This window comes from Tateyamaria algicola (genome assembly GCF_047715485.1).
In the GTDB taxonomy this organism is placed as follows: domain Bacteria; phylum Pseudomonadota; class Alphaproteobacteria; order Rhodobacterales; family Rhodobacteraceae; genus Tateyamaria.
The window spans coordinates 3,827,827-3,851,921 of sequence record NZ_CP180422.1 but is presented as its reverse complement, the minus strand read 5'-3'; the positions used below and the strand labels follow the sequence as shown (position 1 = coordinate 3,851,921).

24 protein-coding genes and 2 pseudogenes are annotated in these 24,095 nt (G+C 62.1%); 7 read left to right on the top strand and 19 right to left on the bottom strand.

The window, feature by feature from the left end:
• Positions 1–33: 33 nt before the first annotated feature.
• On the top strand, positions 34–1,113 hold the full coding sequence (locus ACMHLQ_RS21470) for a 2'-deoxycytidine 5'-triphosphate deaminase (RefSeq protein WP_415402707.1): 1,080 nt from the start codon (positions 34–36) through the stop codon (positions 1,111–1,113).
• Here ACMHLQ_RS21470 and ACMHLQ_RS21465 read toward each other — a convergent pair.
• From ACMHLQ_RS21465 to ACMHLQ_RS21430, 8 genes are all read right to left on the bottom strand, one after another.
• Positions 1,110–2,351 (bottom strand): hypothetical protein, encoded by a 1,242-nt coding sequence (locus tag ACMHLQ_RS21465; RefSeq protein WP_415402706.1) that lies wholly within the window; start codon positions 2,349–2,351, stop codon positions 1,110–1,112. The genes ACMHLQ_RS21470 and ACMHLQ_RS21465 overlap by 4 nt on opposite strands.
• Before the next feature lie 81 nt (positions 2,352–2,432).
• Positions 2,433–2,660 carry a hypothetical protein gene (locus ACMHLQ_RS21460; protein ID WP_415402705.1) on the bottom strand — a complete coding sequence of 76 codons (228 nt, stop codon included), beginning with the start codon at positions 2,658–2,660 and terminating at the stop codon, positions 2,433–2,435.
• Positions 2,661–2,774: 114 nt separating this feature from the next.
• Positions 2,775–3,437: an SMC-Scp complex subunit ScpB gene (gene scpB / locus ACMHLQ_RS21455; RefSeq protein ID WP_415402704.1), complete on the bottom strand. Its 663-nt coding sequence runs from the start codon at positions 3,435–3,437 to the stop codon at positions 2,775–2,777.
• Entirely contained in the window at positions 3,412–4,215 is an 804-nt protein-coding gene (locus ACMHLQ_RS21450; protein WP_415402702.1) for a segregation and condensation protein A, read from the bottom strand. Before ACMHLQ_RS21450 ends, scpB begins: the two co-directional genes overlap by 26 nt.
• A 21-nt stretch (positions 4,216–4,236) precedes the next feature.
• Positions 4,237–5,229: a beta-N-acetylhexosaminidase gene (gene nagZ / locus ACMHLQ_RS21445; protein ID WP_415402700.1), complete on the bottom strand. Its 993-nt coding sequence runs from the start codon at positions 5,227–5,229 to the stop codon at positions 4,237–4,239.
• Complete coding sequence (locus tag ACMHLQ_RS21440) at positions 5,226–6,203, bottom strand: SPOR domain-containing protein (RefSeq protein WP_415405328.1); 978 nt, start codon at positions 6,201–6,203, stop codon at positions 5,226–5,228. Before ACMHLQ_RS21440 ends, nagZ begins: the two co-directional genes overlap by 4 nt.
• 140 nt (positions 6,204–6,343) lie before the next feature.
• Positions 6,344–8,086: an arginine--tRNA ligase gene (argS, locus tag ACMHLQ_RS21435; protein ID WP_415402699.1), complete on the bottom strand. Its 1,743-nt coding sequence runs from the start codon at positions 8,084–8,086 to the stop codon at positions 6,344–6,346.
• Positions 8,087–8,154: 68 nt separating this feature from the next.
• Positions 8,155–9,294 (bottom strand): deoxyguanosinetriphosphate triphosphohydrolase, encoded by a 1,140-nt coding sequence (locus ACMHLQ_RS21430; protein ID WP_415402698.1) that lies wholly within the window; start codon positions 9,292–9,294, stop codon positions 8,155–8,157.
• Positions 9,295–9,378: 84 nt separating this feature from the next.
• Between ACMHLQ_RS21430 and ACMHLQ_RS21425 the strand changes: the two are divergent.
• Positions 9,379–9,701: pseudogene (locus ACMHLQ_RS21425) on the top strand (HesB/IscA family protein).
• A 1-nt stretch (position 9,702) separates the two neighbouring features.
• On the opposite strand, the pseudogene ACMHLQ_RS21420 reads toward ACMHLQ_RS21425, so the two are convergent.
• Together ACMHLQ_RS21420 and ACMHLQ_RS21415 are read right to left on the bottom strand one after the other, a co-directional pair.
• A pseudogene (locus ACMHLQ_RS21420) lies at positions 9,703–10,772 on the bottom strand (DUF6902 family protein).
• 51 nt (positions 10,773–10,823) lie between these two features.
• Positions 10,824–11,345, bottom strand: coding sequence for a hypothetical protein (locus ACMHLQ_RS21415; protein WP_415402697.1), 522 nt, complete (start codon positions 11,343–11,345; stop codon positions 10,824–10,826).
• A gap of 347 nt (positions 11,346–11,692) precedes the next feature.
• Here ACMHLQ_RS21415 and xth point away from each other — a divergent pair, with 347 nt between their 5' ends.
• The gene (gene xth, locus ACMHLQ_RS21410) at positions 11,693–12,475 is read left to right on the top strand and encodes an exodeoxyribonuclease III (protein ID WP_415402696.1); all 783 of its coding nucleotides are present in this window, start codon (positions 11,693–11,695) and stop codon (positions 12,473–12,475) included.
• Between the two features lie 4 nt (positions 12,476–12,479).
• Here xth and ACMHLQ_RS21405 read toward each other — a convergent pair whose 3' ends face one another.
• Together ACMHLQ_RS21405 and ACMHLQ_RS21400 are read right to left on the bottom strand one after the other, a co-directional pair.
• On the bottom strand, positions 12,480–13,037 hold the full coding sequence (locus ACMHLQ_RS21405) for a hypothetical protein (RefSeq protein ID WP_415402695.1): 558 nt from the start codon (positions 13,035–13,037) through the stop codon (positions 12,480–12,482).
• A 131-nt stretch (positions 13,038–13,168) separates the two neighbouring features.
• Positions 13,169–13,753, bottom strand: coding sequence for an HNH endonuclease (locus tag ACMHLQ_RS21400; protein WP_415402694.1), 585 nt, complete (start codon positions 13,751–13,753; stop codon positions 13,169–13,171).
• A gap of 331 nt (positions 13,754–14,084) precedes the next feature.
• On the opposite strand from ACMHLQ_RS21400, the gene ACMHLQ_RS21395 reads away from it, so the two are divergent.
• On the top strand, positions 14,085–14,258 hold the full coding sequence (locus ACMHLQ_RS21395) for a hypothetical protein (RefSeq protein WP_415402693.1): 174 nt from the start codon (positions 14,085–14,087) through the stop codon (positions 14,256–14,258).
• Positions 14,259–14,272: 14 nt separating this feature from the next.
• On the opposite strand, the gene ACMHLQ_RS21390 is transcribed toward ACMHLQ_RS21395, so the two are convergent.
• Genes ACMHLQ_RS21390 through ACMHLQ_RS21380 form a run of 3 tightly spaced genes read right to left on the bottom strand, consistent with a single transcriptional unit; the run spans position 14,273 to position 16,253 of the window.
• Positions 14,273–14,938: an alpha/beta hydrolase gene (locus ACMHLQ_RS21390; protein WP_415402692.1), complete on the bottom strand. Its 666-nt coding sequence runs from the start codon at positions 14,936–14,938 to the stop codon at positions 14,273–14,275.
• Positions 14,935–15,564, bottom strand: a complete 630-nt coding sequence (locus ACMHLQ_RS21385) for a DNA-3-methyladenine glycosylase family protein (RefSeq protein ID WP_415402691.1) — start codon at positions 15,562–15,564, stop codon at positions 14,935–14,937. The genes ACMHLQ_RS21390 and ACMHLQ_RS21385 overlap by 4 nt, the downstream gene beginning before the upstream one ends.
• A complete protein-coding gene (locus tag ACMHLQ_RS21380; protein ID WP_415402690.1) occupies positions 15,561–16,253 on the bottom strand; it encodes a precorrin-6A/cobalt-precorrin-6A reductase in 693 nt (230 codons plus the stop codon). Before ACMHLQ_RS21380 ends, ACMHLQ_RS21385 begins: the two co-directional genes overlap by 4 nt.
• 101 nt (positions 16,254–16,354) lie before the next feature.
• Between ACMHLQ_RS21380 and ACMHLQ_RS21375 the strand changes: the two genes are divergently transcribed.
• The gene (locus tag ACMHLQ_RS21375; protein ID WP_415402689.1) at positions 16,355–17,578 is read left to right on the top strand and encodes an MFS transporter; all 1,224 of its coding nucleotides are present in this window, start codon (positions 16,355–16,357) and stop codon (positions 17,576–17,578) included.
• Here ACMHLQ_RS21375 and ACMHLQ_RS21370 read toward each other — a convergent pair.
• From ACMHLQ_RS21370 to cysS, 4 genes are read right to left on the bottom strand one after another with little or no spacing between them, the layout of a single operon-like run.
• Positions 17,575–18,342: a squalene/phytoene synthase family protein gene (locus tag ACMHLQ_RS21370; RefSeq protein WP_415402688.1), complete on the bottom strand. Its 768-nt coding sequence runs from the start codon at positions 18,340–18,342 to the stop codon at positions 17,575–17,577. The two genes, ACMHLQ_RS21375 and ACMHLQ_RS21370, sit on opposite strands and share 4 nt — an antisense overlap.
• Complete coding sequence (locus ACMHLQ_RS21365; RefSeq protein WP_415402687.1) at positions 18,339–19,067, bottom strand: class I SAM-dependent methyltransferase; 729 nt, start codon at positions 19,065–19,067, stop codon at positions 18,339–18,341. The genes ACMHLQ_RS21370 and ACMHLQ_RS21365 overlap by 4 nt, the downstream gene beginning before the upstream one ends.
• Positions 19,064–20,680, bottom strand: a complete 1,617-nt coding sequence (cimA, locus tag ACMHLQ_RS21360) for a citramalate synthase (RefSeq protein WP_415402686.1) — start codon at positions 20,678–20,680, stop codon at positions 19,064–19,066. The genes ACMHLQ_RS21365 and cimA overlap by 4 nt, the downstream gene beginning before the upstream one ends.
• On the bottom strand, positions 20,677–22,185 hold the full coding sequence (gene cysS, locus ACMHLQ_RS21355) for a cysteine--tRNA ligase (protein WP_415402685.1): 1,509 nt from the start codon (positions 22,183–22,185) through the stop codon (positions 20,677–20,679). The genes cimA and cysS overlap by 4 nt, the downstream gene beginning before the upstream one ends.
• Positions 22,186–22,382: 197 nt before the next feature.
• Here cysS and ACMHLQ_RS21350 point away from each other — a divergent pair, with 197 nt between their 5' ends.
• Both ACMHLQ_RS21350 and ACMHLQ_RS21345 read left to right on the top strand, forming a co-directional pair.
• Positions 22,383–22,739, top strand: coding sequence for an MmcQ/YjbR family DNA-binding protein (locus tag ACMHLQ_RS21350; protein WP_415402684.1), 357 nt, complete (start codon positions 22,383–22,385; stop codon positions 22,737–22,739).
• Between the two features lie 124 nt (positions 22,740–22,863).
• A complete protein-coding gene (locus ACMHLQ_RS21345; protein WP_415402683.1) occupies positions 22,864–24,042 on the top strand; it encodes a pyridoxal phosphate-dependent aminotransferase in 1,179 nt (392 codons plus the stop codon).
• The last annotated feature ends 53 nt before the right edge of the window (positions 24,043–24,095 follow it).

Here is a 24,095-nt window from a genome sequence, read left to right as displayed (position 1 = left end):
GTCCCTGACCACCAAACGCATTGGAGGGATGGGATGACCGGCGTTCTTGCAGACACCCAGTTGATCGAAATGATGGCACGCGGCGAGATCACCGCAGAGCCTGCCGTGACGGATGCACAGGTGCAGCCTGCGAGCCTTGATCTGCGCCTTGGTACTGTAGCGTACCGCGTGCGCGCCTCTTTTCTGGCAGGCCACGGGCGCAGCGTCGCTGACCGCCTGAGCGAGTTTGAAATGCACCGCGTTGACCTGAGCGATGGGGCGGTGCTGGAAAAGGGCTGTGTCTACGTCGTGCCGTTGATGGAACGGCTCGCCCTGCCCGAAGGCGTGCAGGCCGTGGCCAATGCCAAGAGCTCGACCGGGCGACTGGATCTTCTGACCCGCACCATCTGCGATGGTGGCACCGAATTCGACCGGATTGCGCCCGGTTACGCAGGCCCGCTTTATGCAGAGATTTGTCCACGCTCATTCTCAGTCCTTGTGCGTCCGGGGATGCGGTTGAACCAGATCAGGTTCCGCGCCGGTCAGGCAGTGTTGAGCGATGCGGAACTGGGCGCGCTGCACGCCGAGATGCCTCTGGTCGATGGCGATGCCGTAATTGACGAGGGCCTGGGGTTTTCCGTCGATCTATGCCTGCCCGGCACGACATTGGTGGGCTACCGCGCCAAGCCCCATACCGGGGTGATCGATCTGGACCTGATCGGGCACTACGACCCCGCCGAATTCTGGGAAGAGGTGCACAGCACTGATGGGCACATCATCCTTGATCCCGGTGCGTTCTATATCCTCGTAAGCCGCGAGGCGGTGCATATCCCACCCGACTACGCCGCAGAGATGGCCCCTTACCTCGCCATGGTCGGAGAATTCCGCGTGCATTATGCGGGTTTCTTCGATCCCGGCTTTGGCCACGACGCCGCGGGCGGCACCGGGTCACGCGGGGTGCTGGAAGTCCGCTGTCACGAAGCCCCGTTTGTGCTGGAGCATGGGCAGATCGTGGGCCGTCTGATCTATGAACGGATGGCCGCGCAGCCTGCGCAGCTATACGGCGCCGATATCGCTTCGAACTATCAAGGCCAGGGTCTGAAACTGTCCAAACACTTCGCCACGCCCGACTAGGGGGCTGGCAGGGCGATATCGTCCTCGGGCGCTTTGACGGTGCCATTTTCCTCCGGCACGTCCCGTTTGAAGATGCGTTTGCCCGCAGACTGGATCGAGGCAAAGGCGTCTTCGGCCATGAACCCGGACAGGAACGCGATAAAGGCCACCGTGTAAGGGCTGAGTTCGACCTCATTGCCCATGCCGCCGCCCTGGGTCAGCGCCAACATACCTGCACCGGAGAACAGGAAGATCGCGATCGCCGCGGCAATCCCCTCGCCCACATTCACGAACAGGCGCGACAGCGTGAGGGTCGAGGCCTTCTTGGACGAATAATACCGCCGGGAAAACGCCACAACCGTGCCAAGCCCGCCAGCGGCGATGGTCACGATCAGGGTCAGAAAGATGGTTGGAAAACTGACAAGGCGCATCAGCACGTCCGGCATCAGCGGGATGTTGAGGGACAGCGCAGACAGCCGCGCGCGCGCGGGCGAGCCGACGGGAAGCGTCACTTGCAGCGCCTCGATACTGGCCTGATGCCCGTCCCACTTGTCCTGCAGGCCGGCGATTTCGTTCTGAACTGCCTTGCGTTCGGCCTGAACCCCATGTGACGCAGCATTGGCGGCGGACACATTGGCCGACAACTCGTCCAGCCGGGCAATCGCGCGGGTGCGCATGGCGTTAAATCGATCCTTGGTATCAAGGTCGGCGCCCGATCCTTCAAACCCTTCGGCCGCGACGTCCAACAGGGCACGCACTTCGTGATCGGGGGCGAGGTTCTCGCGCGCACCGACCGCAAACACAGCCTCGGTTTCCATGCGCACAAGCACCGACTCGAACTTGCTGCGCCCGGCGCCGGGCAGATCGAACTGGAACTCGTTCAGGTCGGCCATGGTGGAATCGATTTCGGCAGTCAGCGCCGCGTTGGCGCGCGCAATCACCGCAAACGACTGGTTCACCTTGGCATCAAAGCTCGACACCTGCTTGTCCAGCATCTGCATGTCACGCGTCAGCAGATCCTTGGCCCGCTCGAGATCCTGTTCGCGTTTGAGAATGAAGAGAAGGTTGTCGATGTCGTGCGAGGTTTCTGCGTCGCTCTGCGGGGCGACGGCCCTGATGGGATCGGCCTGCCACGCGGTGCGGTAGATGTAGCTGCCAAAGCCGAATGTGACGAGGGCCACGAACAGACCATATAGCGCGATCACGGTTATCCCGAGCGAGACCGAGCCCACCCGTGCGCCTGCGTTCAAATCGGCCATTGCACAATCCCCCAGTCAAATAATGGAGGTTACGCTACGGCACACGCGCCAACGGATCAACGGAGGATTTCCTGACCCGGACTACATCCGATTGATTTTATTGCCTGCTTTGGCCGCCTGGCGCGCCTGACGGGCGGCGCGCTTGGCCTGACGCTGCTGACGAATCTCGGCCTGTGTGGGGCCGTCATCCATCGCCTCGTCATAGTCCATCTGCTGCTGGCGCGGCTGTTTGCGTCCGCGCGACACCTTGTTCACGCCGGCATCAATGCCCTTGTTGATGGCTTTGCGCATGATGATGCGCATGATCATGTTGATAATCTGATTTGCATTCATGGGACTGCTCCGCCCTGTTGCTTGGCCCTGTTTGCGTGGCTTGTGCGCAATATAGCGTGGAATGCGGCGAATTTCAGACTTTTTAGCCGATTAATCCTCGAACAGCTCGGATTGGCCCTCGGCGCTTTCCTCGTCCTCTTCCGTTTCGGGCCCCGGCAGCGTGCCCGGCGGAGGTCGGTTTTCGAGCAGGCCGGCGGCGCGCAATTCCTTGAGACCGGGCAAATCGCGGGCGTTTTCGAGGCCGAAGTGGTCGAGAAAGGACTGCGTGACCACAAAGGTCACGGGCCGCCCCGGCGTCATCTTGCGCCGCCCGAACCGGATCCACTCGAGTTCGAGCAGCTGGTCCACGGTGCCGCGGCTGACGGAAACGCCGCGAATTTCTTCGATTTCGGCGCGGGTGACGGGCTGGTGATAGGCGATGATGGCCAGCGTTTCGATGGCCGCGCGGGACAATTTGCGCGTCTCGATCGTTTCCTTTTGCATCAGGAACCCGAGGTCGGCGGCGGTGCGGACCGCCCAGGCATCGCCGATCTTCATCACTTGCACACCGCGCCCTTCATAGCGTTTGCGCAGGTAGACCAGCGCCTCGGCCGGATCACAGCCATGGGGCATCCGCGCCTCAAGCTCGCGCACGGTGACAGGTTCGGCAGTGGCAAAAAGGATCGCCTCGACCATGCGTTCCTGTTCGGCCATGGGCGGCGCTTCAAACAGGCTTTCTTCTTTTTCTTCAGGTGCTTCTGTCACGTGCTTCATCTCGTTTGCGCAGCTGGATCGGCGCGAATGTCTCGGTCTGGCGGATTTCGAGGTGCCCTTCCTTGACCAGTTCAAGGCTGGCCGCAAAGGTCGAGGCCGTGGCCGAGCGGCGCTTGACCGGGTCCATTTCCCAGCCTTCGGGCAGGTAGGACAGGATGTCGGTCCAGTCGCCCGCATAGCCGATGAGGCCCCGCATCCGGTCGAGCGCCTGTTCCATGGTGAACACAGCCTCGCGGTCCATCACGAAGGGGCGGAATTCGTCGCGGGTGCGGATGCGGGCATAGCCCTGCATGAGGTCCAGCAGAGTGGCCGTATAGGTCACCTTGCGCACCCGCGTGACCATTTCCGACTGCCCCCGCGCAAAGAAATCGCGCCCCAACTGGTCGCGCGCCATCAGCCGCGCAGCCGCATCGCGCATGGCCTGCAACCGTTCGAGTTGGAAGGCAAGATGGGCGGCAAGTTCCTCGCCTGACGGCCCTTCTTCGCTAGGGTCGGGGGGCAAGAGCAGGCGGGATTTGAGGAAAGCAAGCCAGGCCGCCATGACGAGATAGTCGGCGGCAAGTTCCAGCCGCAGCTGTTTCGCCTTTTCCACAAAGGCAAGGTATTGGTGCGCCAGCTGCAGGATCGAGATTTGGCGCAGATCGACCTTTTGCGTGCGACTGAGGGTTAGCAGCAAATCAAGCGGCCCCTCGTACCCGTCGACGTCAATGATCAACGCCTCGGCGGCGAGGCGGTCGGCGACGGATATCTTGTCTTCCTCAAAGGTGTCGTCAGCCATGCACGCGCCCGATTTACTGACCTAGGCCAAAAGCGCTTCAAGTTCGGCGTTCAGGTCGGCAATGTCAATGTCGTCAGGCGTATGCCGGGCGGCAAGCGCGGCGTCGGCGCGGGCCTGAGCGGCGTCGCTCATCTGTCCAGCGGCAGTGGCAGAAGCGATGCGATCAGCCAGCGGCGCGTTGCAGTGCAGGATCACGTCACAACCCGCAGCAAGAGCACCCCGCGCGATGTCGGGCACGCTGCCGCTCAGCGCCTTCATCCCGATGTCATCTGTCATGATCAGCCCGTCAAAGCCGATATCGCTGCGGATCAGGTCCATCATGTCGCGCGACAGGGTGGCGGGCGCCTCGTCCACGGCCTCGTAGACCACATGGGCCGTCATCCCCAAGGGCAGGTCGTTGAGCGCGCGGAACGGTGCAAAATCGGTTTCGCGCAGGGTGTCGAGGCTGACATCCACGCGCGGCAGGTCAAAATGGCTGTCCAGGTCTGTGCGACCGTGGCCGGGAATGTGTTTGAGCACGGGCAAGACACCACCATCGAGCATGCCGTCCGCCGCCGCGCGACCCAAGAGAGAAATGTCATTGGGGGAGGTGCCGTAACAGCGGTTACGCAGGAACTCATGTGTTCCCTTGACGACGATATCGACCATGGGCGCGCAGTTGCTGTCGATGGTGAGTGCTTTAAGTTCGTGGGCTATGTACCTGTGGCGCAAATACATTGCGCGTTCGGCATCGTCCCCGGCAGCCCGCACGAAATCGAGCGGCGGCAGCCATTCGGTCCACGTGGGACCACGCAGGCGCTGCACCCGCCCACCTTCCTGATCGATGGTGATAGGGGCATCGCGGCCCACGGCATCGCGGAACTCGCTGCACAGGCCATAGACCTGATCGGGCGTGTCGATGTTGCGGGCAAAAAGGATAAAGCCGAATGGATCGGCGTCGCGAAAGAACGCCTTTTCATCCTTGCTGAGCGTCAGGCCATCTGCATCGAGGATGGTTGCGCCGAAATTGGTCACCGCGTCACAACCGGAATGCAGTCCGCCCCTTCGGCCACAAGGGCCGAGCAGAAGCGGCGTGCATCGCTGAGATCAGCAAAGCCGTGCGCGCGCAGGCGATAGAAGGTGCGCCCGCCGCTTTGCGCTTTTTGAACGATGCGGTCCTTGCCCTGCAGGTAGTCGCCAAAGCGCCCCTGCATCTTGTCCCATTGAGCGCGGGCCACTTCAGGGCTGTCGAATGCGCCAAGTTGAACGAGGCGGGTGCCTGCGGGAATCGCGCTGCCGTCGAGTTCCTTGATTTCCTGGGCCGCGGCAATGGCCGCAACCGGCACGACCACGGCCGGAGCGGACACGGGGCGCAATTGCGGACGTTTGGACAGTTTGGGGCCCGGCCCTGTGACGGTCGCAACCGGAGCAGGTATCGGCACATCAGCCGTGCTGACACTGGCGAGCACGGGTTTGGTTTCACCCTCTTCCGCCTCGATCGCATCGACCCCTGCGGTCAGCTGGTTCACCAGATCCTCGACCGCGCCATTGTTCAGCGCCTCGGCCACGTCGACGTCCTTAGGCACATCCTTGGGCGCAGCATCAAAGCTGGCGGTCAGGTCCAGCGGTTCGGGCTGTTGCACAGGTGCCACCGTTTGAGCGGTCATTGGCTGATCTTCCTCGCTCAGGTCCATCGGCTTGGGCGCAAGGACCAGCCGATCAACCGGGCCAGAGGCTTCACCTGCGGCGGCGACCTCGTTCACGGCGAGCCCTGTGTTCTGCGCCAGTTGCCCGCCCGGATCGGCGGGGCGCACCCGCATCTCGCCTTCGGCGGCGCGCACGACCGGAATGCCCGACACATCGCGCATCACCAGCTTGTAGCCCCAGACCGACACGCCTGCGATCAGCGCCAACGACACGGCAGCGCCTGCAAGGTTCGTGATGTTCTTCAGCGGGTTGGAGGGCGGTGTTGAAGTTGTTTCGGGGGTAGAATACCCCACGTGACCCATACTATGGGTGAACTGCATATCTGCCATCTCTGCCTCGTTGTCCGCGCAGATACGTGCCCGCGCAGATCATCTGATTGTGGGTGCACCCGCACGGGGCGCAAAGGGAAAACGTTGCCTGTGTTGCCCCTTTTTGGCGGGGCTTAACGCAGCTCTTCGGCTGGTTCGACGCCAAGAATACCAAGACCGGATGCAATTACAACGGCGCAGGCGCGTGCGAGTGCGATTTTTGCCTGTGACGTGGCTGCATCGTCCTGAAGGAAGCGCAAAGAAGGCACATCGTTGCCCCGGTTCCAGAGCCCGTGGAAAGTGCCCGCAAGGTCATAGAGGTAAAAGGCGATGCGGTGTGGCTCATTGCTGCGCGCCGCCGTTTCCACAAGACGCGGCCATTCTGCCAGCTTCGCCGCCAGCGCCAGTTCCGCCTCGTGGTCGAGTTTGGAAAGGTCTGCGGCACCCAATGTGGCGTCATCCACTGCGACCTTTGCCTCGGCTGCCTTGCGCAGCACGGATGTGACGCGCGCATGAGCGTACTGTACATAGAAGACGGGGTTTTCCCGCGACTGTTCCAGCACCTTGTCGAAATCGAAATCGAGCGGCGCGTCGTTTTTGCGGGTCAGCATGTGGAACCGTGTGACCCCGGGGCCGACCTGATCGACCACATCGCGCAGGGTCACGAACGTCCCTGCCCGCTTGGACATCTTGAACGGCTCGCCATTCTTGAACAGTTTCACCAACTGCGTCAGCTTGATATCCAGCGGGACCGTGCCACCGGATAGCGCGGACACAGCCGCCTTCATCCGTTTGACATAGCCACCGTGATCGGCGCCAAAGACGTCGATCAGCGCGTCATAGCCACGCTGAACCTTGTCATAGTGATAGGCGATGTCGGGCGCGAAATAGGTCCAGGACCCGTCCGATTTCATCACGGGCCGGTCCACATCGTCGCCGTGATCTGTGGATTTGAACAGGGTCTGTTCGCGCGGTTCCCAATCTTCGGGCTTCTTGCCCTTGGGCGGCTCCAGCACGCCCTCGTAGATCAGGCCTTTGCCACGCAGATCGTCAATCGCCGCCTCGATCAGGCCCGTGCCATAGAGCGACTTTTCGGAGAAGAACCGATCCATCTCCACACCCAGTGCTTTGAGGTCGGCGCGGATCAGGTCCATCATCGCTTCGGTCGCAAATTCGCGGATCTCTTCCAGCCAGAACTGTTCGCCCTTGTCCACAAAGGCATCGCCCACCTTGGCCTTCAGCGCCTGCCCCACCTCGACAAGGTAGTCACCGGGATAGGTGCCATCGGGGAACGCCACCTCTTGCCCATGCGCTTCGAGGTAGCGCAGGTAAACAGACCGCGCGAGCACATCGACCTGCGCGCCGCCATCATTGATATAGTATTCACGCGTCACATCATGGCCCGCGAAATCCAGCAACGAGGCCAGGGCGTCGCCAAAGACCGCGCCCCGCGTGTGGCCCACATGCAGTGGACCGGTGGGGTTGGCCGAGACGTATTCGACGTTGACCTTTTTCCCCTGCCCCATGGTCGACCGCCCATAGTCGGTCCCCCCCGCCAGCACAGCGCCAACGACGTCCTGCCAGACAGAGGGTGCCAGACGCAGGTTCAGGAAGCCGGGGCCAGCGACCTCAGCACTGGTAATGCGCGGATCACTTGCAAGACGCGCGGCCAGCGCCTCGGCGATGTCGCGGGGTTTCATGCCGGCGGGCTTGGCCAGCACCATGGCCGCATTTGTCGCCATATCGCCATGTGCGGCGTCGCGGGGCGGTTCGACCGTGACGTTGTCGGTGGCGAGGCCTTCGGGCAGGTCACCGGCCTCGGCCATTGCGGCGAGGTCAGAAAGCACGAGGGCGCGGATGTCGGCAAAGAGGTTCATTGTGGCTCGGTCTTGGTTTTTTGAGGGTCGGGGCGGTGTATCACGGCTGGGTGCCGCGTCAATCGGTGCTATCCGATCAAACGCGCGTGCTCTTGCAGGGCAAAACGGTCGGTCATACCCGCGATATAGTCCGCCACGACGCGGGCCAGCGCGGTTGCATCGCCTTCGGCGCGGTCCACATCCGCCGCCCAGCGGTCGGGCAACAGATCGGGTTGATGCAGGAACAGCGGGAACAGATCGGTGACGATCAGCGTCACTTCCTCGCGTTTCTCCATCACTGATGGCGCGCGATACATGTTCTGGAACAGGAAGCTGCGGATTTCGGTCAAATCCGCCCACATCTGGTCGGAAAAGCGGATCACGGGTCGCCCGAGATGCCGGATGTCTTCGACAGCTTCAGCACCGCTGTCAGCCAGCAGCCGCTTTGATGTGGCAACCACATCGCTGACCATCGCGCCGAACACGCGGCGCAGCGCCTCGTGACGACGGCGGATCGGGTCAAGTCCGGGGTAACTTGCGTCTACCTCGGCATAGGCCGGGGCGATCAGCGGCAGATGCGCGATATCGGTTTCGTCAAAAAGGCCCGCCCGCAGACCGTCATGCAGGTCGTGATTGTTATAGGCAATGTCATCGGACAGCGCGGCCACTTGCGCCTCGGCGCTGGCATGGGTGGCAAGTTCGAGGTCGTGTTCGGCGTTGTAGTCAGCCAGAGCAAAGGGCAAATCGCCCGTAACCGGCCCATTGTGCTTGGCGATCCCCTCAAGACATTCCCATGTCAGGTTCAGCCCGTCGAAATCGGCATAGTGACATTCAAGGCGCGTCACGATCTTGATCGCCTGCGCATTGTGATCAAAACCACCATAGGGTGCCATGAGCGACTGCAACGCATCCTCGCCCGTGTGGCCAAAGGGGGGATGGCCCAGATCATGCGCGAGGGCGATGGCCTCGGTCAGGCAGTCGTTGAGGCCCAAGGCACCGGCAATGGTGCGCGCCACCTGCGCCACTTCGATCGAATGGGTCAGGCGGGTGCGATAGTAATCGCCCTCATGCTCCACAAAAACCTGCGTCTTGTGCTTGAGCCGCCGAAAGGCCGAGGCGTGAATAATCCTATCCCGGTCGCGCTGAAAGCACGAGCGAAATGACATCTCCTCTTCCGGCCAGCGCCGTCCCCGGGCGCGGGCAGGATCGGAGGCATAGGGCGCGGACATATCTGCTGATCCTTGTCGCCTGTTCCTTGTGCCCATATATTGCAGATGCAGCGAACATGAAACGCGCCTTTTTCGGAGAGATCGATGCAATTGCCGCCCACAGTGACCCCCGCGCCTTTGAGCGTCTGGCCGAGATCGGGGCCGCCACCCAAGGTCAGGCCCTGCGTGTGGCCGTCGAAGGCGGTGGATGTTCCGGGTTTCAGTACGAAATCGCGCTGGACCACCCCAAGGAAGACGATCTGGTGCTGGAAGGCGCTGGCCAGAAAGTGGTGGTCGATTCCATCAGCCTGCCGTTCCTGTCCAACGCGGTCATCGACTTTTCCGAGGAACTGATTGGCGCCCGGTTCGTGATCGAGAACCCCAACGCCACCAGTTCCTGCGGTTGCGGCACATCCTTTTCGATGTGACCTAGCGCAGGCCCGCACTGGCGCGCGCGAACCCTTCAAAGAAGGCATCGAAATCCGGGCTTGAAGACGCTGTTTCGTGCAGAATGCGTGCGGCGTCTTCGTCCAGCATATCATACAACGTGGCCTGCATCGCACCCCAATCGCCGCTGCGCGCATCCTCGAGGCTGAGCAGTGCTGCAGAGATTTGGCGCAGCGCCCCTCCCCCTCTGCGCGGCGATGAAAGACTTGGCGGCTGGCCTGCACGGCCTGACCGCTGTCATCATGGCCAAGCGTCGCCATCGCCCAGGACGAGACGAGATATTCGTGGTAATCATCTGACAAGGGCACCGCGTCATCCTCGCGCACCGCAAAACGGCTTAGGTTGTAGCGCACGGCAGCATCCCAGACAGGGCTTGGCTGTTGACCTGCCTGGCGCAAGGCAACACAGATTTCGGCCAACAGATCCATGTTCTGATCAAGATGCGCCAGGATGCCCGCATATTCGAGGCTGGTGCGCCCTGCGGCGTCCAGATGCGGCGCGCGGCGACCATATTCCGAAAGGTAGAAAACGATATGCGTCAGCTCGTAAGCGGCCTTCTTGTTGGGCAGCGCGAAGGTCGCGGGCCGTCCGAAAAAGGCGCGCAAACGGTCATCGAGGCCGGGATCGGCCGCCTTGGTCGCAACCCCGCGACGGGCAAGCAGGCGGCGGGCCTCGGCGCGTTGCAAATCGCTGAGTTCCGCTTCGGGCAGACCCTGATCGGCAACCCAGTGACACAGCCGTTCCATCTGAGCCCCCGGCAGGCCCAGGTCTTCGAGGTCGAGGCCGATGGACAGCAGGAAGCGATAATATTGTGGGAAAAAGCCCAACCGTTCGGGAAGAGCGGCGTAGAACCCGGCATGCGGGATCAGCGCGTTTTCGGTCACGGCCAGGCCGGTGCATTCCAGAATGTTCAGGAGTTCCGCGTTTTCCTTGAGCCAGAACACATCATCCTGGATCCGGCGGTGACGGGCGAAACATTCCAGCAATGCCGCTGTCCGTTCGGACAGGCGCTGGCGGCGCGGCGGGGCGTTCAGGGCGATGATGTTTGACATTTTTCTTGTCCTTTCAAGGCTATGTGATCTGAACGTCCCGCCGCAGCGGGCTTAGGAGCCGGAGGAGAACAGGCCGGTGACGGCACCGTCTGTCAATGTGCCGGTCGTGGGCGCCGAGCCGGACGAGAACATCTCGGTCGCGTCACCCGTGCTGGCCTCGCTTGTTGTGGGTGCGGAGCCCGACGAAAACATCTGGATCGCGTCGCCAGCCGTTGCGTCGGACGCTGTGGGGGCCGAGCCGGAGGAGAACATCTCGACCGCGTCGCCTGCGCTGGTTTCGCTGCGTGTCGGTGCCGAACCGGACGAGAACATCTGCACAGCATCGCCCGTCGATGCGTCACCCGAAACCGGGGCAGAACCGGACGAGAACATTTCGACCGCATCACCGATTGCGCCATTGGCCGACATCATCGGGCTGGAACCGGAAGAGAACAGGGCCGTGGCATCCCCGAGCAAGGTGTCGGACGCAGTGGGCGCGCTGCCGGAGGAGAACATTTCGACCGCTTCACCAGCGTGTGTTGCGCTGATATTTTCTGCGGAGAAAGCTGCGGAGATTTTGCGTTGAGCCGTCATTGTGAAGTCCCTTTCATCTTGAGGTTGTGACGCCTTTAGCCTTGCCCGCTAAAAGTGTGTCTGAAAATAGAAATTCCCGCTAAGGATGATCAGCGCACAAGTTGTCCACATAAGGAAAGCAACAGAAGAGCTTGAGGTGACCCAGCTTCCCCTTGGAACATTCGAGAACAAAAAAACTTATCCACAGCCCTGATTTTGCGGGATTTTTTGGGAAATCAGGCCGGGGCTTGCAATTTTAGGGCGAATCAAACGGTTAAGAATTGGTTAATTCACCGTACGCAGCACACCTCTTGCGATCGTTCTCTCAATCGGTCAAGTCTGACGCTACGGACGACAAGGGGCAGGCCATGAAAATCGCGACATTCAACATCAACGGGATCAAGGCGCGCGCAGAAGCGTTGCCACGCTGGCTGGATGCGGCCCAACCCGATGTCGTGCTGCTGCAAGAGATCAAGTCGGTCGACGAAAACTTCCCTCGCGAGATGTTTGAAGAGCGTGGCTACAACGTCGAAACCCACGGCCAGAAATCCTTTAACGGCGTCGGCATCCTGTCCAAGCTGCCGCTCGAGGATGTGACGCGCGGTCTGCCCGGTGATGAGACGGATGAACAGGCCCGCTATATCGAGGCGACCGTGGTGGGGGATGCGCAGGCCGTGCGCCTGTGCGGTCTGTACCTGCCCAATGGCAATCCGGTGCCGGGTCCGAAATACGACTACAAACTCGCCTGGATGGAACGGTTGCGCGCACGCGCAGTGGCCTTGCTGGCCGAGGAAACCCCGTTCCTCATGGCGGGCGACTACAATATCATCCCGCAGGCCGAAGATGCCAAACGCCCCGATGCCTGGCGCGAGGACGCACTGTTTCGCCTCGAGTCGCGCACCGCCTATCGCCGCCTGCTGAACCTGGGCCTCACCGAAGCGTTCCGCGCCCGCACCCACGGGCCGGGCCACTATTCGTTCTGGGACTATCAGGCAGGCGCATGGAACCGCGATGACGGCATCCGCATCGACCATTTCCTGATGTCCCCGGCCTGTGCGGACATGATGGTGGACTGCCAGATCGACAAACAAGTCCGGGCCGAGGATAAGCCATCGGATCACGTGCCAGTCTGGGTGTATCTCGCGGCCTGAAACTTCACATCATTGGTGCGGTGCCGGATTCCTCGGTAAAGACGCGGATGTAGTCGCCGGGCGAGGATCCAGCCCAATAGACCCACAATCGGTTGGGATTGTCCTCATCAATCCAGACATAGTCACCCTGTTCCAGCCCCCGCAATTCGGTGCTGATATAGTTTACGTCCGTGTTGGCGAGAAAGTCGGTCGCCCCCATCGTGTCCTGAAAGGCCGCGATGCCCAGGATAGGTGCGTCAAAATCCACATATCCCGCATGTACCCCCGACAGGCTGTCAAAGAACACATAGTGGCTTGCAACCACTGTGCCTGCTGCAATCCGGCCGTCCACCCCGCCGATGTCGACACGGATGGGGGCGCTGAGTTTGATGTTCTGGTCTTCGTCAAACGCATAGAGGTTGTCGTCGTCAAACGTGTCCGCTCCAACTGCAAAGGCGCAGGCCGGATCAAGCACCACAAACTGTCCTGCCCCGGTCTGGCGCACAATCTCTCCACCAACGACAAGGGCAGTGGCGGGCTGTGTCGCCAGACAAAGTGCGACCGCCATCATGAAAACCCGCATACCATCCCCCAGTATCTGTGCACCTCAGGTGTACCGACGGATGATGGCCAGTGCGATCACGTCCCCGTGAGGGCACGCCGGGGTCGGTGGGTGGGCGCCTTTGCGTCAGCAAACAGAGCCACCCGCCGACCTCACGCTTCCAATTCAGCGTCCCAATAAAGGAAGTCGATCCAGCTGTCGTGCAGGTGATTGGGCGGAAATTTCCGGCCCATGTTGCGCAACTCTTCGGCGCCTGGCTGGCGGGGCGGTTTGCGCAGGGCCATGCCGGTGCGATGCAGCGCTTTCGACCCTTTCTTGAGATTGCAGGGGCTGCACGCTGCTACCACGTTCTGCCAGCTGGTCACGCCCCCAGAGGCACGCGGCACCACATGATCAAAGGTCAGATCGCCCTTGGCACCGCAGTATTGACACCGAAACTCATCTCTCAAAAACAAATTAAAGCGCGTGAAGGCCACGCGCTTTTGAGGTTTCACATAATCTTTCAGGACAACGACCGAGGGTATCCTGATCTCGGTACTCGGGCTTCGCACGACCTCGTCATATTCGGCGACAATGTCCACCCTATCGAGCCAGGCCGCCTTGATCGCCTCCTGCCAGGGCCAGAGCGACAGCGGGTAGTAACTGAGCGGGCGATAGTCCGCATTCAGCACCAGCGCCGGGTGGTGCTTCAGCGCAGTGGGACTGCGCACAAATTCCGTCCTGAAATCGCCGTCCATAAAGAGTGACTCCATCCTTGCCCGGTCTGCCCAATTCGGCACCAGAGCAGGGATCCCGCCCCGGTCTTATAGGGTGACTATATCTTGTGGAAACTGATCTGCAAGTGCCCAGATCACCACGAGATGTCGCATGTCGGATAGGACAGTTCCGTGACAGCCATGTGACGGTTATCCACAAGCTGACCACAGCCTGTATTGGCGGCGACAGGGTCAGGTTTTCCACACTGGACCCCGCCCTTCCCGCCGGGCACAAGGGCGCCATTACAATCAGTTTCGCACGCGCAACCAGACCGGATGTCAGGTCAGGCGCGCGTCGCAAACGGAGACCACAATGACTTTTCTCATCAGGACGGCAGCCATTTCGCTGATCCGCACCATCGCCGCCTTTACCCGCGCGGCCATCGACGGCCCCAACCCCGACAGCGCCTATAGCTGGAGTGCGGGCCCGGTGCGCAAACACGGCGCCAAGGATCGGTCAGCCAACGGGTATGAGGGGATCTGCTGAGGGCGTTTCTGACCCTACAGCCCTAGCTTGTCGCGCATGAATGCCAGTGCCACGCTCAGCCCGTCCGGCGCAATGCCATGTGCGGTGCCCTTCATCACATGGGCAAAGACATCCTTGAACCCCGCCTCTTGCAGCGCTTCTGCGGCCTGCGGCAGTGATTGCGGCGGCACCATATCGTCCTGATCCCCGTGCACCAGCAGGATCGGCGGGCGGCTGACCACCTCGTCGGCCAGCAGTTCCGGGTTCAGCAAGCGGCCCGAGAACGCCACGATCCCCGCCACCGGGTCTTCACGCCGGGGCGCCACATGCAGCGACATCATTGTCCCTTGGGAAAAGCCGAACAGCACAACCTGTTCGGGCAGAACATCTTCGTCCACCATCAGCGCATCAAGAAACGCATTGAGGTCTTCGCTGGCAGCGTTCAGCCCACGCTCGGCCTCTTCCTCGCTCGATCCATCTATCCAGGGGATCGGGAACCACTGATAGCCGCCGGGAAATCCGGGGATCGCCTCGGGCGCGTCGGGGGCCACAAACAGCGTATCGGGCAGATGCTCGGCCAGCGGATCGGCCAGCCCCAGCAGGTCGGCGCCATTGGCTCCGTACCCGTGCAGAAATACGACGATCGAGCGCAATTCGCCCGATTGCGGTTCGACCCGCCCTGCTTGCAACACCCGTGTCATGTGATCCCTTCCCGGCCCTTGGCCACGCGGTAGTAGGTGAAGAACAGCCGCGCGGCAACCGCCCGCCACGGGCTCCAGTCCTCTGCCATGGCCCGCAGGGCGCGTTCCTTAGGGCGTTCGGGCAGATCAAAGATCAACTTGGCCGCCTCTTGCAGGGCCAGATCGCCAGGCGCAAAGACATCCGCGCGGCCCAAGGCGAACATGGCGTATATCTCCGCCGTCCAGACTCCGATGCCCTTGACGGCTGTCAGGGTCGCGATGACCTCGGAGTCGGGTGCGCGACGCAGGGCGTCATAGTCGATCCCGGCCTCGGCCAACGCCAGCGCATAGGCGATTTTCTGGCGGCTGAGGCCCGCGGCACGCAGCCCGTCCTCTCCTGCCGCGATGACAGGCGCGGGGGCCGTCAGCCCGCCCGCTTCAAGCCGTGCCCATATGGCACTGGCCGATGCGGTGCTGACCTGTTGCCCGATGATGGCGTTGAACAGCGCGGCAAACCCGTCCGGTCTGCGCCGCAAGGGCAGTGGCCCGGCAATGTCTATGGCCCGTGCCAATGCCGCGTTCTTGGCGGCGAGCCATACGGCCCCTTCGGCCACATCGGCGTCGGTTTCGATGATGCGCCCCGTCATAGGCTGTGTGCCCAACGCACTACATCATCTGGATCACGCAGATGCGGGCCTTGCGGTAAGGCGGGAGGACGCAAGAGCACGACCGGCAGGCCCAGCATCCGCGCTGCCATCAGTTTGGGAAAGCTGCCCTGCCCCCCGATATTGCGCGCCAGCACAACGTCTATCGCCAGTTCCTTGAACAGCGCGGCCTCACCCTCCGGATCGAACGGCGCAGTTCCAAAGACATAAGAGCAGTTTTCGTGGCCCGTCTCCGCATCGTGCCGGGACAATTGCCGCAGGAACACCGGCCCATCATGGCGCGCGAGCGCCGGCAGGCTGCCCCGGCCCGTCGCGGCAAAGACCCGCGCGCCGGGTGGAAGGGCGGCAACTGCCGCGTCGATGCCATCGACTTCGGTCCAGGTGTCCGCAGCCTGTGCAGACCACGGATCACGGCCGAAGCGGGCATAGGAGACACCGGGCAGATCAGCGACAATTGAGCTGCGCGTGTCGGTGTCAAAGGCATGTGTTGCGTCCAGGATGCCGACCACTTGGTCCGGAATGTCGGACACCACCGGCACGCACAATGCGTCCCTATCCGCCCCCCGCGCCCAGACCGCACAGCAGGGTACGCCGCACTGTTTCAGAGCAGTGGCCGCCTGTTGCGTTTCGCGCGCGCCTGCCAGCAAGAGGATCATCGGCCCATCGTTCATGGCGCCACCCTACCCCGCATGTCGCCTTGCGCAACCACCTGTGCGCGGGTTGCGACATGCGGGCGCTTGCCGCCGTCTGTCAACGGGGATAGTCAATCCGCATGACCCAAATCGATGACACCCGCGCCAAGCGCAATGTGGCCGTTCTGGTGGCTGCACAGGCCTTTCTTGGCAGCCAGATCACCATGATGTTCGTGGTCGCTGGCCTTGCCGGACAACAGCTGAGCCCCTTTGCCTGCCTTGCCACGCTCCCGATCTCGCTGATCGTGTTCGGGTCGATGACAACCGCACCTTGGCTGTCCAATGTGATGCAACGCTACGGGCGCAAGACCGGCTTCATTCTGGGCGCCTTTGGCGGCCTGATCGGCGCCGCCATCGGGGTTTGGGCCCTCAGCGTCGGCAGCTTCTGGCTGTTCCTGGTCGGCAGCTACATGACCGGTATCTATATGTCTGCGCAGGGTTTTTACCGTTTTGCCGCCGCCGACACAGCGTCAGAGGCGTTCCAGCCAAAGGCGATTTCCTATGTCATGGCGGGTGGTTTGCTGTCAGCCATCATCGGACCGCAGGTCGTGGCCTATGTCACGGGCGCATCTGCGGATGCCACGGTTGCACGCTATATCCCGATCTACTGGGTCGCGATGGGCTTCAACGTCATGGGCATGGCGCTGTTCCTGCTGCTCGACATCCCCAAACCTGCCCCCGCCTCGGCCACTGACGGGCCCGGGCGGTCGCGGCGTGAATTGCTGGCCAGCCCCCGCATCATGGTCGCCGTGATCTGTGCGGCCGTGTCCTATGCGCTGATGAACCTCGTGATGACCTCGACCCCGCTGGCGGTCGTCGGCTGCGGCTTTGGCGAACCTGACGCGGCCAATGTGGTCACTGTCCACGTGTTGGCAATGTTCGCCCCGTCCTTCTTTACCGGTCACCTGATCGCCCGCTTTGGCGTGGAAAAGATCATGGGGCTGGGCCTTGCCATCCTTGCTGTGGCGGGGGTCGTCGCGCTGCAAGGGGTCGAGTTGGCCAACTTTTACGGCGCGCTGTTCCTGCTGGGGCTCGGCTGGAACTTTGGCTTTATCGGCGCAACCACCATGCTCGCCGGGGCGCACACGCCGCAGGAACGCGGGCGCATGCAGGGTATGAATGACCTGATCGTGTTTGGCGGCGTCACCCTTGCCTCGCTCGCCTCGGGCGGATTGATGAACTGTATCGGCGGTGATCCGGTCGAGGGTTGGGCGGCGGTGAACATCGCCATGGTGCCCTTCCTCGTGCTGGCCGGTGGCTCGCTGATCTGGCTGGTGATGCGCCAGCGGGTGGCGACGGCCTAAAGCGCGACGCGCCCGGTGAGGGCTGTACGCGCCAATCGAAATGACGTGATGCCGGAGCTCAGCGCACCGTCGGCCACCGCACCTGGATCGCGGACAACCTGGGTCAATGTCTTGACTGCCCCGATTGCAGGCCACAGCGCGGGCTTGGCTGTTCCGGGCAGCTTGGGGCGGGCAACCTGGGCCTTCGCCCCCTGGGCAAGTGCGCGCAAACCGTCATGTGTACCATCAAGCAGCGGGATGCGCTTGGCCTCGGCCAGCGCTGGTACCGCGCGCAGGAACGCCGCGTATCCTGCCGCCATGGCGAGGCTGCGCACGTCTTGTTCCACCGCTGGCGGTGCGCCCAGCAGTTCGCACGCCGTCCACATCAGGTGCCCTGCCGTCTGGTCGATATAGGCGTCCATATGCGCCTGATCCTCAAACGGGTCGCGGTAGATATCCCAGCGCCGCGCCGCCACGCTTTCATCCAGCCGTTTGGCCTGTGCAGGGGTCAGCAGGTCGCCAAGAGGCGTCGTCACTTCGTGTTTGCGCACGCCTGTCCCGTCTGCAATCTCTTCCAGTGCGTCGCGCCACCATTGCAGGCGCATCTCGGCAATCATCGCCTCCTGGGTCAGCCAGGGCGCGCGGGACACTTCGACGTTGAAAGCATAGAGAGGAAACAGCGCGGCACGGGTAGCGACGGGGGCTGCCATGACCGTGCGAAACCTGTCCGGGTCACCCTGTTCCACCAGCCGTGCGCAGGGCACAATGGCCTCGGGCAGGCTCATGCCGGTTCCACGATCAAAAGCGCGTATGCGATCTGATCCTGTGCCGCCTTCCAGCGGTCGATCTCTTGCTGATTTTCATCCAGCGCGGCGCTGAGCGCGGCATCGGGATGCGTCTTGCGCAGCGCATCGATGCGCGCCTGCATGGGGTCGTAGTAATCCCTCCAAGGGGTGCCAACGATCATGCGATGACCAAGCGTGCGATATCCAGCATCCGCCACCTGCGCCTTGATCCCGTCGAGATCGGTAATCTGCGGGTATTCTTCCCAAAACGCCGTCACCGCGTCAGAGGCAGGGGTTTCAAGCAGAACAGGTTCGGAAAACGCGACCTTGCCGCCCGGTTTCAGGGCGTCACGCCATCCGCGCAAACCCTCCGCAATGCCAAGAAAGTAAAGCGCACCGGCGCACCAAATCAGGTCATAGCGCCCCTCGGGGGCAGCCATATCCGCCAGTTCGACACGCACGCGGGGACCAAACCGTGCGACCCGTGCTGCGGCCGCTTCGACAAAGTGGCTGACTTGCTCGACACCCAACAGGCGCGCCTCTGGCAGGGAGTCCGCAAGGGTTTCAAGATCCGCCCCCGGCCCGCATGCCGCATCGAACACATCAACCGCGCCGGAGATGCCCGTCTGTGCAATCACCCAAGCAACATCCGCGACTTCCCCCGGCCCTTCGCGGGGCAAGTCGCGATGCACGGTGAAAAAGGCGTCACGTTCCTCGGGCGTCATGTCACATCGTCCTGCACCAGCTTCCAGCGGATCGCATCCAGCAGCGCCTCGAACGAGGCGTCGACTATGTTGGCCGACACCCCCACGGTCGACCAGCGCCGCCCCTGCCCGTCCTCGCTGTCGATGATGACGCGGGTCACGGCCTCGGTTCCGCCTTGTGTGATGCGCACCTTGAAATCGACCAGCTTGATGTCTTCGACATATCGCTGATACCGGCCCAGATCCTTGGCCAGTGCCTTGGACAGCGCGTTGACGGGGCCGCGATCGGTGCCGTGTTCGTCCATGGATTCGCTGACCGACAGCATCTTTTTCCCATCGACCTTGACCACCACGACCGCTTCGGAGAGTGAGACCATACGGTTACGCTTGTTCTTTCTGCGCTCGATGGTCACGCGGTAGCGTTTGACCTCGAAAAACTCTGGCAACAGGCCCAGTTCCTCGCGCGCGAGCAGTTCGAACGAGGCTTGCGCGGTGTCATAGCTGTACCCTTGTGCCTCCCGCTCCTTGATCCGCTCGAGGATGGCAGAGAGGGCCGGATCCTTGGGCGCGACCTCAAGCCCCATATCGCCCAGACGCTTGCGCAGGTTGGACTGGCCCGCCTGGTTCGACATCGGGATGATGCGCGCGTTCCCAACGGCGGCAGGGTCGATATGTTCGTATGTGGTCGGGTCCTTGAGGATCGCGCTGGCGTGCAGCCCGGCCTTGTGCGCAAAGGCCGAGGCACCGACAAACGCCGCCTGTTTCTGCGGCACCCGGTTCAGGATGTCATCCAGCATGCGCGAGGTGCGGGTCAGCCCGGCAAGCGCGTCGAGTGTGATCCCGGTGTCAAACCGGCTGGCATAGGGTTCTTTCAGCAGCAGGATCGGGATCAGCGCAGTGATGTTCGCATTGCCGCAGCGCTCGCCCAGCCCGTTCAGCGTGCCCTGTATCTGGCGCGCGCCTGCGTCCACTGCGGCCAGCGATCCGGCCACCGCGTTTTCGGTGTCATTGTGCGTGTGGATGCCCAGCCGCGCACCGTCGATGCCCGAGGCGATGACGGCCGTGGTGATGGTATGAATGTCGTGGGGCAGCGTGCCGCCATTGGTGTCGCACAGGGCAATCCAGCGCGCGCCAGCGTCATAGGCGGCATGGATCGCCTCGAGCGCGTAGTCGGGGTTGGATTTGTAGCCGTCAAAGAAGTGTTCGGCGTCAAAGATCGCCTCGCGCCCCTGCCCGACCAGATGTTCGAAACTGGCGGCGATGTTGGCGGTGTTTTCGGCCAGCGAAATGCCAAGCGCCTTGTCCACGTGAAAATCATGCGTTTTGCCGACAAGGCAAACGGCGGGCGTGTTGGCGTTGAGGACAGCCGCCAGCACATCGTCGTTTTCCGCGCTGATACCCGCCCGTTTGGTCATGCCAAAGGCGGTGAAGGTGGCGCGGGTCTTGGGCGCATCTTCGAAAAACGCGCTGTCGGTGGGGTTCGCCCCGGGCCACCCGCCTTCGATGTAGTCGACGCCGAGCGTGTCGAGGGCCTGCGCAATCTGGTGCTTTTCCGCAGGCGAGAATTGCACACCTTGAGTTTGCTGGCCGTCACGGAGCGTGGTGTCAAAGAGAGAGAGGCGTTCTTTTGTCACGACAGCCCCTCCAGCTTTGTCGCGTCAAAGTTCGGGCCCCGAAGCAATTGGACTCCATTCTTGTCCATTCGAACCTCTAGCCCGGAGTCTTGCAGCGCTGCTTTCAATGCATCGACTTCACTAAAGTCTTTGGATTCGATTGCCAGCTCTCGGAGCGTCTGAAGTCGAGCGGCCAATGAATCCAAACCTTTGGACTCTACGGCAGCGTCATCGCCAAAACTTCGAACACCTTGACCATAGCCCACGTCCGACACGCGCGCATGAGCTTCGAATGCGAAAAACTTGTTAGTTATCGCGTGCGGGCAAAAGCCCAGCAACTCCAGCGAACTATGCAGTTTCAGTTCGTCCTCGGATTTGAGATATTTTCTAACAAGAGTTAACGCAAGAGACGTGTTCAGGTCATCAGAGAGAGCCTCCACAAACTCCTTGGGCGGTTTGAACGTGCCCGAAACTGTCCAAGATTTTTGCAATAGATCCCGTCCGAGTACTTCAGCGATTTTTCGCAACGTCGCCTCCGCCTCCGCCCGCTTCTTCTCCGTCCAATCCATCGGCTTGCGGTAGTGCGTAGACAACATCACAAACCGGATCACCTCGCCCGGCACGCCCTGATCCAGCAAATCCCGCACGGTAAAGAAGTTGCCAAGCGACTTGGACATCTTCTTGCCCTCGACCTGCAACATCTCGTTGTGCATCCACAGATTGGCAAAGCCGTGGCCTGCGCATTTGCTCTGCGCAATCTCGTTCTCGTGGTGGGGAAACTGCAGATCGTTGCCGCCCCCGTGAATGTCGAACTGCCCTTTGCCTTCTGGATCGAATCTGCCCAGCAGATCATAGGCCATGGCTGAGCATTCGATATGCCAGCCGGGCCGCCCCCGCCCCCACGGGCTGTCCCAACCGGGCAGATCGTCGGTGGAGGGTTTCCACAGCACGAAATCCATCGGGTCTTCCTTGTAGGGCGCAACCTCGACCCGCGCACCGGCGATCATGTCGTCAACCGACCGGCCCGAGAGTTTGCCATAGTCGTCATAGGCGCGCACCCGGAACAGGACGTGACCGTCCCTGGCATACGCAAAACCCTTGCCGATCAGATCCTCGATCATCGCCACCATCTGGGGGATGAACTGCGTCGCGCGGGGCTCGTGGTTCGGGCGCAAGGCGCCCAACGCATCCATGTCCGCATGATACCAGCCGATAGTCTCATCCGACCGCTGCGCAACCAGTTCCTCGAGCGTACCATCTGCCCCGGCCTCTTTGCGCGCCAGCGCGGTCGCGTTGATCTTGTCATCCACATCCGTAAAGTTGCGCACGTAAGTCACTGCGTCCGCACCATATTCATGGCGCAGCAGACGATAAAGCACGTCAAACACAAGCACAGGCCGCGCGTTGCCCAGATGGGCGCGGTCATAGACCGTAGGGCCACAGACATACATCCGCACATTCTCGGGATCGAGGGGCGCAAAGGGCTCTTTGCGGCGTGTGGCTGTGTTGTAGAGGGTGATCGACATGGGAAAACTCGCGCAAGAGGGTGGCGCGGGCCTAGCAATTCTGAACTGTCATGGAAACAAAGAACCGGCCCGCTGAGGTGATCAGCAGATAATGCAGCAAATGATGCAAAGGGTCCGGGTCATAAACTGTCAGTAGCGCGCATGCGCAGCAGCGGTCAACCCTTGTTTCCCGCCATTGCCCCCGGCACAGTGCCCCCATGACCCTCGACAACGCAAACCGCATCTGCGCCGCTTTGCCCGGCGCCTGGTATCACTCCAACGCCGATGGCGGGCTCGAAGCGTGGAAAGTCGGCGACAAGATGTTCGCCTGCTACGGCCATGCGCTGGACGGTGTCTCGGTCAAGACTGCCGATCCTGAAAGCGCACAGTTCCTGATCGAGATCGAGGCCGCCATCAAAGCGAAGTATTTTCACCGGTCCTGGGTGCGTATCCCCTTCGATCACCCCGGCGCCGCAGCGTTGCAGGACCGCATTCATCTCTCCTACGGCCTGATCCGGAAAAGCCTGCCGAAAAAGGCACAAGCCGCCCTTGCCACATGGCAGGATGACACCTGAACGCGCCGCCCACCCCCTTCTCTGTTCGAAAAAATCCCGGGGTCTGGGGCTGCGCCCCAGTCCGCGTGTTGACATCGCCCTCGCCCTCTGACCCCTTGGCGCAAACCCCGCCAAGGAGCCGCCCATGAACCTCTCGCAACGTATGCAAACCCTGACCGGCGGCGGTTCGGACGGCTGGGATGTGTTCATCAAGGCCCGGCGCATGATCGCAGCAGGCACGCGCGTCACCGAACTCACGATCGGCGAACATGACATCCGCACCGCCGCGCCAATCCTGCAGCAGATGCATGACAGCGCCCTTGGCAGTCACACCGGCTACGCGATGGTCCCCGGCACGGACACGCTGCGCGATACCGTTGCGCAACGCACCCAGGACCGCACGGGCGTGGCGACCACACGCGACAATGTCCTGATCACACCCGGTGGACAATCGGCGCTGTTTGCCGCCCACGCCGCCGCCTGTGATCCCGGGGATGTGGCCCTGTACCTTGATCCCTACTATGCCACCTATCCCGGCACGCTGCGCGGTGTGTCGGCCATCCCGCGCGCGGTCCAGACGCGGGCCGAGGATGCCTTTCAACCGCGCGCCAGCGATATCGAGGCCGCCGCAGAAGGTGCGCATAGCCTGCTGATCAACTCGCCCAACAACCCCACTGGCACCGTCTATTCGCGCGCCACGCTTGAGGGGATTGCAGATGTCTGCCAGCGCCATGATCTGTGGCTGATCTCGGACGAGGTCTATGACACGCAAGTGTGGGAGGGCGATCACTTGTCTCCGCGTGCCCTGCCCGGCATGGCCGAACGCACGCTGGTCGTCGGCTCCATGTCGAAAAGCCACGCGATGACGGGATCTCGCTGCGGCTGGCTGATCGGGCCACAAGAGGTGATTGCGCATCTCATCACCTTTGCCACTCACACCACCTACGGCGTGCCCGGTTTCATCCAGGACGCAAGCGTCTTTGCGCTGACCCAAGGTCCAGAATTCGAAGAAGACATCGCCGCCCCCTTCCGCCGCCGCCGCGCCATCGCACAACGTGTGCTGGCGGGGCAGAACACTGTCGGGCTGATCCCGGCGCAGGGGGCAATGTACCTGATGCTCGACATCCGCGCCACGGGGATGAGCGGGGACGAATTTGCCAACGCACTTCTGGACACGCATCACATCGCGGTCATGCCGGGCGAAAGCTTTGGCGCGGCAGCTGCGGGCCATATCCGCGTTGCGATGACGATCGAGGACGCAGCGTTCGAGGCAGCGCTGCAGCAGCTCTGCGCCTTTGCCGAACAGCGCGCCAGTGCCGCGTAAGGCGGAGGTGACCCTCCGCCCCGCACCATTGCAGCAACTCGCCGGACTTCTTC